This window comes from Pseudomonas sp. SJZ103, assembly GCF_007828335.1.
GTDB lineage: Bacteria > Pseudomonadota > Gammaproteobacteria > Pseudomonadales > Pseudomonadaceae > Aquipseudomonas.
The window spans coordinates 376,466-389,208 of record NZ_VIUN01000005.1; the positions used below are offsets into that span (position 1 = coordinate 376,466).

Genomic DNA, 12,743 nt, shown 5'->3' on the forward strand with positions numbered 1-12,743 from the left:
GAGAGTCAACAATTGTTTTTGAATGATCTTCTGTTTTTCTCAAACGTCCGTTTGAAGTGTGCATAACCATTGGGTTTTGCAGGACGATCTAGTTCTTCTGACGCCCTGAAATAGCATCCAGCTGGCGGTTCAACGCTTCCTTACGCTCGACCGGGATGTCGTTCCAGTGCACGTCCATCAGTGCCCCTTCGATCGCATAAAGCAAAACTTTTGATGCGCGGAACCCACGAGTCCTTACGGCTCGATAGGCATCGACCGCTCCCAGGCGACGCAAGTCGGATGCACTGTGGATGCCCACCGCATGCAGCCACTGCGCTGACGTCTTGCCAAGGTTTTTCAGGTGTTGCAGCTCATCGTTCATCAAGCCTCCTTGCGACGGCCGAATGGTGCGGTGGGTATCGTAACCAGGCAAGCCTGAACAGGAGTGTAGCGCTCAGTAGGAAAAGCGTGGTTCTTTGGTCCGAAACGGCCCAAAAGCTTATAAGAATGGCGCGGGAATTTTGACGGCGGGCAGGAGGGGAGTGCCCGCTACGCATTGCGCGTAGTCGGGCTTGAGTTGAGTGTTACTTGGTGCGGTAGCGCAGGCGCGTGCCGAAATTGACCGACATGAGAATCTCGTCGGCAGTCAATTCAGGCGGGAAGTAGGTGCCCGAAATCTGCGCATGGGCGAGGCTGGCGCCTTCCAGGGAGCAGTTGCGCAAATCCAGGCCGCGCAAGTCGGTGGAGCGGAAATACGCGTCGGTGAAATCTACACCGGCCGCGTTCAGGTCGCGCAAGTCCAGACCACGGAAGTCGCCGCCGCGCATGTCGATAATGCCGTCTGCTGGGCGTGCCTGATTGAAACCACGAATATCGTCTTTATGCAGGAGTGCGTAGAGCGGTGTATCTAGAAGCTTGGGCTGACTCATGAAAACGACTCCTGTTGGATTTATGACGCCATTATAGTGCCACTATTTCTTGGGCGTGCGTCCAAGTAGACGACACGACCAAGAAATTTTTCTTACAGGCCTGGCAGGCGCTGGCGAATTTGTGCGACTAGCGCATCGAGGGTTCCGCTTTGATTGGTCTCGACGCGTTTACTCAGTAACAGTTCTTCGGCGGTCAGTGGGTCACGGTTGGCCTGCTGTTCTTCTATAACGACCAGCGTAGCGTCGGACGGATCGTTTTTGTCGGCCTGACGTTGCGCCAACCAACTGGTGATAACGGCTTGTGGCGCGTTGCAGTCCAGGATCAGGAACGGCGCGCCCGTGGCTTCGGCCACCTTGGCTGCTGCGTCGCGTTGTTCGCGTTTGAGGAAGGTGGCATCCAGTACTACGGGGAAGCCGGCACGCAGCACGGTATCCGCGATGTCATTCAAGCGAGCGTAGGTCCTGGCGCTGGCGTCGGACGCATAGATGCCGGCCTGTGGCGTGTTTTCGACCTGCTGCTCGCCGAACATGCGCTTGCGCTCCACGTCCGAGCGCAGGCGTACAGCGCCCAATGCTTCCACCAGGCGCATGGCAACGTGGCTTTTGCCGACTGCCGAGACACCGTGGGTAATTGCCAGGAAGCGCGATGGAATGGTGCTGTAGCTTTCCGCCAGGTTGGCGTAGTTGCGGTATTGGCGCAGGGTCGTGGCGCGTTGCACCGGGCTTGCCTCGCTCGGCATGCTGAACAGCGCCACCTTGGCACGTACCAGGGCGCGGTAGGCTTTATAGAAGTTCAGCACTTCAAGGCCCTGATAGTCACCGGTCAGCTCCAGGTACTGGCTGATAAAGCGGCGGGCCAGGGACTTGAGGCCGCGGTCTTCCAGGTCCATGGCCAGGAAAGCGGTGTCGGCGTACACATCGGTGAAGCGAAACGGTTCGTTGAACTCAATGCAGTCGAAGATCACTACCTTGCCGTCAATCAAAGTGGCGTTACCGAGGTGGATGTCACCGTGGCACTCGCGGGTGAAACCGTCGAGCTTGCGCTGTGCCAGCAGCGGTTTCAGGCGCTCGAAACTGCTTTCGGCCCAGGCTTGCAGGGCTTCCAGCTGAATCAGGTCGGCCTTGTCGCTTAGGAATGGACGGATCTGGTCGAAGTTCTGCCGTACCGGCGCCATCACTTCATCGGGGGTGCCAGCTGCGTGGTCTTGCGGCACTTTTGGTGCGGTGAGGTGAAAGTGCGCGATCTGCGTTGCCATTTCATCGATGTGCGTGGCGGTCAGTTCGCCATTGGCTTGCAGGGTGCTGAGCAGTTGGCTTTGCGGGAACTGACGCATCTTCAGTGCGTATTCGATCACCGGGCCGTCGCCACCCAATTGCGGGGCGTCGGCAGTGCCGGTAATCGGCAACACTTCCAGATACAGATCCGTTGTCAGGCGCTGGTTGAGGCGCAGTTCTTCGTTGCAGAAGTGCCCGCGTTTTTCCAGGTCGGTGAAGTCCAGAAACCCGAAGTTCATCGGTTTTTTCAATTTATAGGCGTAGGGGCCAGTCAAGATGACCCATGAAATATGCGTTTCGATGACCTGGAACGCTTCAACCGGATGAGGGTACAAAGCCGGGTTTTGCAGGGCTGCGATCAGTGACTGGCTCACGGGCGATCCTTCAGAGTCGGGGGGGAATCATGGCGCGCATTATGGCTGGTACGGGCGGTCATGCAAACCGCTGTCCGGCTCATGTTGATCATCAATAAAGTGCGTATAATCCGCCGCCATGACTCGATCCCGATCTCCCCGTTCCCGTAAAAAACCTCCTTCCCGCGGCCTGCGCCCGTGGCTTGGCTGGGCGCTCAAGCTCGGCCTGGTAGGGCTTGTGGTGCTCGCCGGCTTTGCGGTGTACCTCGACGCTGTGGTCCAGGAGAAATTCTCCGGCAAGCGCTGGACTATCCCGGCCAAGGTGTATGCACGCCCGCTGGAATTGTTCACCGGCCAGAAGCTGAGCAAGGATGACTTCCTCACCGAACTCGACGCCCTGGGCTATCGACGCGAACCCGTGAGCAATGGTCCGGGGGCGGCTGCGGTCAGCGGTAACACCGTCGACCTCAATACTCGCGGCTTTCAGTTCTATGAAGGCCTGGAGAAAGCCCAGCCAGTGCGCGTGCGCTTTTCCGGCGACTACGTCGCCGAACTGTCCTCCCTCAACGGCTCGAAGTTGCCGGTGGTACGCCTTGAACCGCTGATGATCGGCGGGATTTACCCGAAGAATCTTGAAGATCGCATCCTGATCAAGCTTGATCAGGTGCCGCCGTATCTACTGGAAACGTTGGTGGCTGTAGAGGATCGTGACTTTTATAGTCACTGGGGCGTTTCGCCGAAGTCGATTGCCCGTGCCATCTGGGTGAATACTTCCGGCGGCAAGATGACCCAGGGCGGCAGCACGCTGACCCAGCAGTTGGTGAAGAACTTCTACCTGACCAACGAGCGCAGCCTGACCCGTAAGCTCACCGAAGCCATGATGGCGATGCTGCTTGAGCTGCACTACAGCAAGCAGGAGATCCTTGAGGCATACCTCAACGAGGTATTCGTCGGCCAGGATGGGCAACGCGCCGTGCACGGTTTCGGTTTGGCCAGCCAGTTCTTCTTCGGCCAACCGCTGTCCGAGTTGAAGTTGCATCAAGTCGCCTTGTTGGTAGGCATGGTCAAGGGGCCTTCCTATTACAACCCGCGTCGCAATCCGGAGCGTGCGCTGGAGCGCCGTAACCTGGTGCTCGATGTGCTTGAACAGCAAGGCGTTGCCACGGCGGAGCAAGTTGCCGCGGCGAAGAAAATGCCTCTGGGTGTGACAACCCGCGGGAAGTTGGCGGACAGTTCGTTCCCAGGCTTTATCGATCTGGTAAAGCGCCAATTGCGTGAAGACTACCGCGACGAAGACTTGACCGAAGAAGGCCTTCGGATCTTCACCAGCTTCGACCCGATTCTGCAGATGAAGGCAGAAGCATCGGTCAACGACACCTTCAAGCGCCTGACGGGCCGTAAGGGCGCCGATGAAGTAGAAGCCGCAATGGTGGTGACCAACCCGGAAACCGGTGAAGTCCAGGCCATGATCGGCAGTCGCCAGGCCAGCTTTGCCGGTTTCAATCGCGCACTGGATGCCGTGCGGCCGATCGGCTCGCTGGTCAAGCCGGCGGTCTACCTGACGGCGCTGGAAAAGCCGAGCAAATACACCCTCACCAGTTGGCTGTCGGATGACCCGCTGTCGGTCAAAGGGGGCGACGGCCAGGTTTGGACGCCGCAGAACTTTGATCGCCGCTCCCACGGCACGGTGTTCCTGTATCAGGGCTTGGCGCACTCCTACAACATTTCCACGTCTCGGCTCGGCTTGGAGGTTGGCGTGCCGAATGTCCTCAAGACACTGGCTCGTCTGGGTATCACCCGCGAATTCCCGGCCTTCCCATCGATCCTGCTCGGCGCTGGCGCCATGACGCCGATCGAAGTGGCGACGATGTACCAGACCCTCGCCAACGGTGGCTTCAATACGCCGATGCGCGGGATCCGCAGTGTACTGACAGCCGAGGGTGAGCCGCTCAAGCGCTATCCGTTCCAGATTCAGCAGCGTTTCGATGCGGGCTCCATCTATCTGATCCAGAACGCCATGCAGCGCGTGATGCGTGAAGGTACCGGTAGCTCGGTCTATAAGGTTTTGCCTTCCAACCTGACACTGGCGGGTAAGACCGGTACCAGTAACGACTCGCGTGACAGCTGGTTCGCAGGTTTCGGCCAGGATGTGCTCGCAGTGGTGTGGCTGGGTCGTGACGACAACGGCAAGACGCCGTTCACCGGTGCCACCGGCGCATTGCAGGTCTGGACCAGTTTCATGCGCAAGGCCGACCCGCTGCCGTTGAACATGCCGCAGCCGGATAACATCGTGCAGGCCTGGATTGATCCGCATACCGGCCAGGGCTCCGATGCCAACTGTCCGGGCGCGGTGCAGATGCCGTATATTCGCGGCAGCGAACCACCACCCGGTGCTGCGTGCGGTGGCGGTGCCCCTGCAGATGCGGAATCGGTGATGGATTGGGTCAAGGGCTGGATGAATTAAGCAAAGAGGGTTTCAAGTGAACAAGTGGTGGATTCCAGCTATTACAGCTCTGGCTTTGCTCGGCGGTTGCTCCAGCGTGCAGCGCGGCTCTATTCCGGTTGTGGATTCGAGCACAGCTGTCTCCAATAATGACCGGATCTCGGCCAATGGCGGTTTCCGCCAAACCGTGACCAACCGTCCGGCCCAGGCCAGGCCTCAGGCCGTGCCACAGGACTCGGGTGTGGTAGTGATGGTGCCGGGCGGCGGTGCTGCTACCGCGGCGCCAATCAGTGCCGAGCCTTGGACGCCTGGGCCAAGCACCTCCGGGCCGATCGATTCCGCGCCAATTCAGACCGCGCCGATCAATCAGGGCACCTACAACATGCCGTCGACGCCGAGTGGCATTCCATCGTCCTCCAGCGCTGGCGGCTTGTCAGCCGACGAGCAATTGGATGGTCCGGTGCTGGCGTTGCTGACCACTGCCCAGCAACAGCAGGCGGGTGGTGACTTGAATGGTGCGTCCTCCAGCCTTGAGCGTGCGCAACGTGTTGCTCCGCGCGAGCCGCAAGTGCTGTATCGCCTTGCCCAGGTACGCATGGCACAGGGCGATGCGCCGCAGGCCGAACAATTCGCTCGTCGTGGTCTCACGCTGGCCAGCGGTCGTCCCGACCTGCAAGCCAGCTTGTGGGCTTTGATCGGCGATGCGCGTGCCGCACAAGGTGACGCTGCCGGCGCTGCCCAGGCTCGGCAAAAAGCCAAGGTCAACCTCTGATGGATGCACGGTTTCCCGCGATTGCCGAACAGTTATTGCTGATTGAGCGCGAATTACGCGTGCAGGGCTGGTGGGATGAAGTGTCCCCCAGCGCCGAGGCGCTCGGCAGCGTCGAGCCGTTTGCGGTAGACACACTGGACTTCCACCAGTGGTTGCAATGGATCTTCCTGGTGCGCATGAAACAGATCCTAGAACAGGACCTGCCGCTGCCGAATGCTTCAGGCATTCTCGAAATGGCCGAGATGGTTTATGCCGATCGGCCGCGAGAAAGCCTGGGCTTGCGTAATGCGCTGAAAAAGTTCGATCAACTGATCGTCGACGCTCGTTAATTGCCTGGCTGCCGGTTTTTCCGGCAGTCTTGCGCACATTTCTACCGCTTGACGACATTCAGGCGAGTTTTATCCCTCCTCAAAGCCCTTTCTTCTACGTTCTCATGCGCTTAGTTGGAAAAAAGCGCAATTATTGCTTGACTTGAGAGGCCTGAAACAGAAGAATCCAAAGTCCGCTGTATCGGGACTGCCAGAAGCAGGCCCGCTCAGCAGATCATGAGGCGCACATCCGCGCCGACCTGTTACACCCGCAACGCGTTACCTCGCGCTGGGTGGGAAAAGCCCGCAACACTTGGGACGATCCCAATACTTGCTCAGTCAGTGCTGACGTAGTCGGCGACCACCGTCGCTCATGCTCTGTTGAGAAGTAAACCTATTAAGACCCGTCGGTTTTTAACGGACGGTATTCTGGCGTTTTAGAGGTGAACAACGTGGAGCTTTTATCTGGCGGTGAGATGCTCGTCCGCTTTTTGCGTGACGAAGGCGTCGACTATATCTACGGGTACCCAGGTGGTGCTCTGCTGCATGTTTACGACGCACTGTTCAAGGAACCGGCTGTTACCCACATCCTGGTTCGCCACGAACAAGCCGCGACCCATATGGCTGACGGTTATGCCCGTGCCACCGGTAAAGCCGGTGTGGTACTGGTAACGTCCGGCCCAGGCGCAACCAATGCCATTACTGGCATCGCGACTGCTTATATGGACTCCATCCCGATGGTGATCATTTCCGGCCAGGTGCCAAGCACCATGGTGGGGACCGATGCGTTCCAGGAAACCGACATGATCGGTATCTCCAGGCCGATCGTGAAACACAGCTTCATGATCAAGCATGCGTCGGAAATCCCGGACGTCATGAAAAAGGCCTTCTACCTCGCACAGTCCGGTCGCCCGGGCCCTGTCGTGGTCGATATCCCGAAAGACATGACCAACCCGGCTGAGAAATTCGAATACGTTTTCCCGAAGAAAGCCAAGCTGCGCTCTTACAGCCCGGCCGTTCGCGGGCACTCGGGGCAAATCCGCAAGGCGGCAGAGATGCTCCTGGCGGCCAAGCGTCCAGTGCTGTACTCGGGTGGTGGCGTGATCCTGGGTGGCGGTTCTGCACCCCTGACCGAGCTGGCCAAACTGCTCAACCTGCCGGTAACCAACACCCTGATGGGCCTTGGCGCCTTCCCGGGTACGGACCGTCAGTTCGTGGGTATGCTGGGCATGCATGGCAGCTACACCGCCAACCTGACCATGCACCACGCCGACGTGATCCTGGCAGTGGGCGCACGTTTTGATGATCGCGTGATCAATGGCGCGAGCAAATTCTGCCCTAATGCCAAGATCATCCATATCGACATCGACCCGGCGTCCATCTCCAAGACCATCAAGGCCGACGTGCCGATCGTAGGTCCTGTGGAAAGTGTATTGACCGAGATGGTCGCTGCGCTCAAGGACATCGGCGAAACGCCGAACAAGGAATCCGTTGCCAGTTGGTGGAAGCAGATCGACGAATGGCGCGGTGATCGCGGCCTGTTCCCTTACGACAAGGGCGATGGCAGCATCATCAAGCCACAAACCGTGATCGAAACCCTCTGCGAAGTGACCAAGGGCGACGCCTTTGTGACCTCCGATGTCGGCCAGCACCAGATGTTTGCCGCGCAGTACTACAAGTTCGACAAGCCTAACCGCTGGATCAACTCCGGTGGCCTGGGCACGATGGGCTTTGGTTTCCCAGCAGCCATGGGTGTGAAACTGAGTTTCCCGGACTCTGACGTTGCGTGCGTCACCGGGGAAGGCAGCATTCAGATGAACATCCAGGAACTGTCGACGTGCCTGCAGTACGGTCTTCCTGTGAAGATTGTCTGCTTGAACAACGGCGTGCTGGGCATGGTTCGTCAGTGGCAGGACATGAGCTACGGTAGCCGTCACTCCCATTCCTACATGGAATCGTTGCCGGATTTCATCAAGTTGGTTGAAGCCTATGGCCACGTTGGCATTCGCATCACCGATCTGAAAGATCTGAAGCCGAAGATGGAAGAAGCGTTCGCCATGAAGGACCGCCTGGTGTTCCTCGATATTCAGGTCGATACCAGCGAGCACGTCTACCCGATGCAGATCAAAGACGGCTCTATGCGCGATATGTGGCTGAACAAGACGGAGCGTACTTAATCATGCGGCACATTATCTCCCTGCTTCTGGAGAACGAACCCGGCGCTCTGTCTCGTGTTGTCGGCCTGTTTTCGCAACGCAACTACAACATCGAAAGCCTGACCGTGGCGCCGACCGAAGACCCGACTTTGTCGCGCCTGACGTTGACCACCGTGGGCCACGATGAGGTGATCGAGCAGATCACCAAGAACCTCAACAAGCTGATCGAAGTAGTCAAGCTGGTCGACCTGTCGGAGAGTGCCCACATCGAGCGCGAGCTGATGTTGGTTAAAGTCAAGGCCACGGGTGCCCAGCGTGCCGAGATCAAGCGCACTACCGATATTTATCGCGGGCAGATCGTCGATGTGAGCGCCAGCGTTTATACCGTTCAGCTGACCGGTACGAGCGACAAACTGGACAGCTTCATCCAGTCGATCGGGACGGCCTCGATTCTGGAAACGGTACGCAGTGGTGTCACCGGGATTGCCCGTGGCGACAAAGTACTCAGCATCTAACCCAAATTAGCGAATGGCCTTACGGCCTGGATATATAGAGGAACCTCATGAAAGTTTACTACGATAAAGATTGTGACCTGTCGATCATCCAGGGCAAGAAAGTCGCCATCATCGGCTACGGCTCCCAGGGGCACGCGCAAGCTTGCAACCTGAAAGACTCTGGCGTTGACGTAACTGTTGGCCTGCGTAAAGGCTCAGCCACCGTTGCCAAGGCTGAAGCCCACGGCCTGAAAGTGACTGACGTTGCTTCCGCTGTTGCTGCTGCCGACCTGGTCATGATCCTGACCCCTGACGAGTTCCAGTCCGCGCTGTACAAGAACGAAATCGAGCCGAACATCAAGAAGGGAGCCACCCTGGCGTTCTCCCACGGCTTCGCGATCCACTACAACCAGGTTGTGCCGCGCGCTGACCTCGACGTGATCATGATCGCGCCGAAAGCACCGGGCCACACCGTACGTTCCGAGTTCGTCAAAGGCGGCGGTATCCCTGACCTGATCGCGATCTACCAGGATGCTTCGGGCAACGCCAAGAACGTTGCGCTGTCTTACGCTGCTGGCGTAGGTGGCGGTCGTACCGGCATCATCGAAACCACCTTCAAGGACGAGACCGAAACCGACCTGTTCGGCGAGCAAGCCGTTCTGTGCGGCGGTACCGTTGAGCTGGTTAAAGCCGGTTTCGAAACCCTGGTTGAAGCTGGCTACGCGCCGGAAATGGCCTACTTCGAATGCCTGCACGAACTGAAACTGATCGTTGACCTCATGTACGAAGGCGGTATCGCCAACATGAACTACTCGATCTCCAACAACGCCGAATACGGCGAGTACGTGACTGGCCCGGAAGTGATCAACGCCGAGTCCCGCCAGGCTATGCGCAACGCCCTGAAACGTATTCAGGATGGCGAATACGCCAAAATGTTCATCAGCGAAGGTGCTACCGGCTACCCTTCGATGACCGCCAAGCGTCGTAATAACGCCGCTCACGGTATCGAAGTCATCGGTGAGCAACTGCGCTCCATGATGCCGTGGATCGGTGCCAACAAGATCGTCGACAAAGCCAAAAACTAAGTCGTACGTATCAACAGAAAACGCGGCTTAGGCCGCGTTTTTTCGTTTGGGGAGCGGGTTCTGGTATAAAGCTGCATCGTTTGCGGGCGAACAGTCGCCGCAAGTATTGGTCGAATTTTTTTCACACCGTTGCAAGGTAAAGTCCATGAGCGAACGTCCCGAAGAGCCAAACCAGGCTTCTGACGCCGAAAGCCTGCTGCCGATCGATGAGCATGTCGAAGAAGGGCATGACGCTGAAGGCCGCAAGGTCCGGCATCGTGGCATCTATTTGCTGCCCAATCTGTTCACTACGGCAAACTTGTTTGCCGGGTTCTATTCCATCATCAACTCAATGAGTGCCCAAAGCGCCCTGGCGGCCGGTGATGCGGCGAGCGCCAGCAAGTATTTCGGCTTTGCTGCCATCGCAATTTTCGTGGCCATGGTGCTGGATGGCCTTGATGGTCGTGTGGCGCGCATGACCAACACCCAAAGCGCTTTCGGTGCCGAGTATGACTCGCTGTCGGACATGGTTGCCTTTGGTGTTGCGCCTGCACTGCTGGCCTTCGCCTGGGCGCTCGGTGATATGGGTAAGGTTGGCTGGATGGTCGCCTTCATCTATGTCGCGGGTGCAGCGTTGCGTCTGGCTCGCTTCAATACCCAGGTGGGTACTGCTGATAAACGTTACTTCATTGGCCTGGCCAGTCCGGCAGCGGCGGGGGTGGTGGCGGGTATCGTCTGGGCGTTCAGCGACTACGGCATCCAGGGTTCGAAAATGTCGTTCCTGGTGGCGTTGATGGTTGCTGCGGCCGGTATGCTGATGGTGAGCAATATCAAGTACAACAGCTTCAAGGAGCTTGATCTCAAAGGGCGTGTACCTTTCGTGGCGATCCTGGCAGTGGTACTGGTGTTTGCGGTGGTCTTCAGTGACCCTCCTCGGATTCTGCTATTGGCCTTCCTGGTCTACGCCGCTTCGGGGCCGATTCAGTACTTGCTGCATATGCGTCGGGACAAAACGTTGCCTTAATGTAATTTCCCCCATACTCCGCAGTCTATTGGTGCATCAGTTCTCCAATGCTGCGGAGTTGCCATGTTAATCAAATTGCCCAAAGCGTCCGATTGCCAAGAATCGGATGTCACGCCTGAATCCTTCTACCTTTCTCGCCGTAGCTTGCTCGGTGGTGCGCTTGCCGGCATTGCTGCCAGCAGCCTGCCGCGTTGGGCCAATGCAGAAGAGGCAGCGCGTTATCCCGATGTTGAGTCTGGCAAGGCGCCCAATTGGTTTGCCGAAAAATTGCCGGAAACGAAATGGCAGGCGGTGACGGTCAAGGATGAGTCCATCACCCCGTTCAAGGACGCAACCCACTACAACAACTTCTATGAGTTCGGTACAGACAAGGGCGATCCTGCGAAAAATGCAGGCTCACTCAAGACCGAGCCTTGGAGTGTGGTGATTGATGGTGAGGTCGCAAAGCCGGGGCGTTATGCCCTTGAAGACTTCATGAAGCCCTATCAGCTAGAAGAGCGGATCTACCGTTTGCGCTGTGTCGAGGCGTGGTCGATGGTCATTCCGTGGATGGGTTTTCCGATCTCTGCCTTGCTCAAGCAGGTTGAGCCGACCTCCAAGGCTAAATACATCCGCTTTGAAACCCTCCAGGATGCCAAGAGTATGCCTGGGCAGCGTTCGAGTTTTGGCTTGATCGACTGGCCTTATGTAGAAGGGCTGCGTCTGGATGAGGCGATGAACCCTTTGGCGATTCTTGCCGTTGGCATGTATGGGCGCGAGTTGCCCAATCAGAACGGTGCACCCTTACGTCTGGTCGTGCCTTGGAAGTACGGTTTCAAGAGCGTGAAATCCATCGTGCGTATCAGCCTTGTAAGCGAGCAGCCCAAAACCACTTGGCAGAGTATCGCGGCGGATGAATATGGCTTCTATGCGAATGTGAACCCTACGGTGGATCATCCCCGCTGGACCCAGGCGCGGGAGCGTCGTCTGCCAAGTGGCCTGTTCAGTCCCAATGTGCGTGAGACGCAGATGTTCAATGGCTACTCGGATGAGGTTGCCTCTTTATATACAGGCCTTGATCTGCGGAAGAACTACTGATGCGTTACCCCATCTGGCGCGTTGTCGTTTTTATAGCTGCGGCAGTGTGGCCGTTGTTATGGCTATATGAGGCGTGGAGTTTTGCCTTGGGGCCGGATCCGGGCAAGGTGCTGGTTGACCGGCTTGGCTTGGGCACTTTGATCCTCTTGCTGATTACCCTCGGCATGACGCCGTTGCAGAAACTGAGCGGTTGGGCGGGGTGGATCGCGGTGCGCCGGCAGCTTGGATTGTGGTGCTTTGTTTATGTAGTGCTGCATTTAGTGGCTTACTGTGTGTTTGTCTTGGGACTGGATTGGTCGCAATTGGGTGTGGAGCTGCGTAAGCGGCCCTACATTATTGTGGGGGCGCTAGGGTTCTTGTCTTTGTTGGTGTTGGCGGTCACGTCTAATCGCTATAGCCAGCGCCGACTGGGTAGTCGTTGGAAGAAGCTGCATCGCATGGTGTATGTAATTCTTGGGCTTGGTTTGCTGCATATGTTGTGGATCGTGCGGGCTGATCTGAAGGAATGGGCTATCTATGCTTCTATAGGTGCGCTGCTTCTGGTGTTGCGTGTACCGCCAGTAGCGCGCCGAATCCCCCGACTTATTACTAAAAAAGCGCCCTCTGCAACAAAAGCGTAATTAACGCTTGACCGCAGATCCTGGAAGTCTATAATTCGCCCCACTTCCGGCGCAGTTGAAACATAAAACTCCTTGCTAAACAAATAGTTATGCAGGATTAGACAGCGAGTTGCTTCAGTTCATCGAAGCCCAGAAGGAGTTGATAGAGTCGTGTTGTTTGGCGCTATTAACGATTCGATCTTCTCGGTCGAAAGCGGAGAAAAAGAGGTGTTGACAGCAGCGTGTAACGCTGTAGAATTCGCCTCCCGC

The 12,743-nt window shown here is 57.4% G+C and carries 12 protein-coding genes; 9 read left to right on the top strand and 3 right to left on the bottom strand.

All coding sequences use genetic code 11. The features are described 5' to 3' along the window. Window positions 1-88: 88 nt before the first annotated feature. From FBY10_RS14885 to FBY10_RS14895, 3 genes are all read right to left on the bottom strand, one after another. Window positions 89-361, bottom strand: a complete 273-nt coding sequence (locus FBY10_RS14885) for a TfoX/Sxy family protein (RefSeq protein ID WP_145336540.1) — start codon at window positions 359-361, stop codon at window positions 89-91. A 202-nt stretch (window positions 362-563) separates the two neighbouring features. Then, window positions 564-908: a pentapeptide repeat-containing protein gene (locus FBY10_RS14890; protein WP_131699425.1), complete on the bottom strand. Its 345-nt coding sequence runs from the start codon at window positions 906-908 to the stop codon at window positions 564-566. A 92-nt stretch (window positions 909-1,000) separates the two neighbouring features. Beyond that, window positions 1,001-2,557, bottom strand: a complete 1,557-nt coding sequence (locus tag FBY10_RS14895; RefSeq protein WP_145336538.1) for a bifunctional aminoglycoside phosphotransferase/ATP-binding protein — start codon at window positions 2,555-2,557, stop codon at window positions 1,001-1,003. Between the two features lie 118 nt (window positions 2,558-2,675). Between FBY10_RS14895 and mrcB the strand changes: the two genes are divergently transcribed. The 9 genes from mrcB to msrQ all read left to right on the top strand — a co-directional run bounded on the left by mrcB (window position 2,676) and on the right by msrQ (window position 12,494). Then, on the top strand, window positions 2,676-5,000 hold the full coding sequence (gene mrcB, locus FBY10_RS14900) for a penicillin-binding protein 1B (RefSeq protein WP_145336537.1): 2,325 nt from the start codon (window positions 2,676-2,678) through the stop codon (window positions 4,998-5,000). Between the two features lie 16 nt (window positions 5,001-5,016). After that, complete coding sequence (locus FBY10_RS14905; protein WP_145336535.1) at window positions 5,017-5,751, top strand: M48 family metallopeptidase; 735 nt, start codon at window positions 5,017-5,019, stop codon at window positions 5,749-5,751. Continuing rightward, on the top strand, window positions 5,751-6,080 hold the full coding sequence (locus FBY10_RS14910; protein WP_131699429.1) for a YqcC family protein: 330 nt from the start codon (window positions 5,751-5,753) through the stop codon (window positions 6,078-6,080). The genes FBY10_RS14905 and FBY10_RS14910 overlap by 1 nt, the downstream gene beginning before the upstream one ends. 431 nt (window positions 6,081-6,511) lie before the next feature. After that, on the top strand, window positions 6,512-8,236 hold the full coding sequence (locus tag FBY10_RS14915) for an acetolactate synthase 3 large subunit (RefSeq protein WP_065925350.1): 1,725 nt from the start codon (window positions 6,512-6,514) through the stop codon (window positions 8,234-8,236). Between the two features lie 2 nt (window positions 8,237-8,238). Then, complete coding sequence (gene ilvN / locus FBY10_RS14920) at window positions 8,239-8,730, top strand: acetolactate synthase small subunit (protein ID WP_003176102.1); 492 nt, start codon at window positions 8,239-8,241, stop codon at window positions 8,728-8,730. A gap of 47 nt (window positions 8,731-8,777) precedes the next feature. After that, entirely contained in the window at window positions 8,778-9,794 is a 1,017-nt protein-coding gene (ilvC, locus tag FBY10_RS14925; RefSeq protein ID WP_003176099.1) for a ketol-acid reductoisomerase, read from the top strand. A 145-nt stretch (window positions 9,795-9,939) separates the two neighbouring features. After that, window positions 9,940-10,797: a CDP-diacylglycerol--serine O-phosphatidyltransferase gene (gene pssA / locus FBY10_RS14930; protein ID WP_053137711.1), complete on the top strand. Its 858-nt coding sequence runs from the start codon at window positions 9,940-9,942 to the stop codon at window positions 10,795-10,797. A 63-nt stretch (window positions 10,798-10,860) separates the two neighbouring features. Then, window positions 10,861-11,874 (top strand): protein-methionine-sulfoxide reductase catalytic subunit MsrP, encoded by a 1,014-nt coding sequence (gene msrP, locus FBY10_RS14935; RefSeq protein WP_145336533.1) that lies wholly within the window; start codon window positions 10,861-10,863, stop codon window positions 11,872-11,874. After that, window positions 11,874-12,494 carry a protein-methionine-sulfoxide reductase heme-binding subunit MsrQ gene (gene msrQ, locus FBY10_RS14940; RefSeq protein WP_145336532.1) on the top strand — a complete coding sequence of 207 codons (621 nt, stop codon included), beginning with the start codon at window positions 11,874-11,876 and terminating at the stop codon, window positions 12,492-12,494. Before msrP ends, msrQ begins: the two co-directional genes overlap by 1 nt. The last annotated feature ends 249 nt before the right edge of the window (window positions 12,495-12,743 follow it).

Coding starts and splice junctions, on each gene's coding strand:
- FBY10_RS14885 (WP_145336540.1), bottom strand. CDS start 361: ATGAACGATGAGCTGCAACACCTGAAAAACCTTGGCAAGACGTCAGCG.
- FBY10_RS14890 (WP_131699425.1), bottom strand. CDS start 908: ATGAGTCAGCCCAAGCTTCTAGATACACCGCTCTACGCACTCCTGCAT.
- mrcB (WP_145336537.1), top strand. CDS start 2,676: ATGACTCGATCCCGATCTCCCCGTTCCCGTAAAAAACCTCCTTCCCGC.
- FBY10_RS14910 (WP_131699429.1), top strand. CDS start 5,751: ATGGATGCACGGTTTCCCGCGATTGCCGAACAGTTATTGCTGATTGAG.
- ilvN (WP_003176102.1), top strand. CDS start 8,239: ATGCGGCACATTATCTCCCTGCTTCTGGAGAACGAACCCGGCGCTCTG.
- ilvC (WP_003176099.1), top strand. CDS start 8,778: ATGAAAGTTTACTACGATAAAGATTGTGACCTGTCGATCATCCAGGGC.
- pssA (WP_053137711.1), top strand. CDS start 9,940: ATGAGCGAACGTCCCGAAGAGCCAAACCAGGCTTCTGACGCCGAAAGC.
- msrP (WP_145336533.1), top strand. CDS start 10,861: ATGTTAATCAAATTGCCCAAAGCGTCCGATTGCCAAGAATCGGATGTC.
- msrQ (WP_145336532.1), top strand. CDS start 11,874: ATGCGTTACCCCATCTGGCGCGTTGTCGTTTTTATAGCTGCGGCAGTG.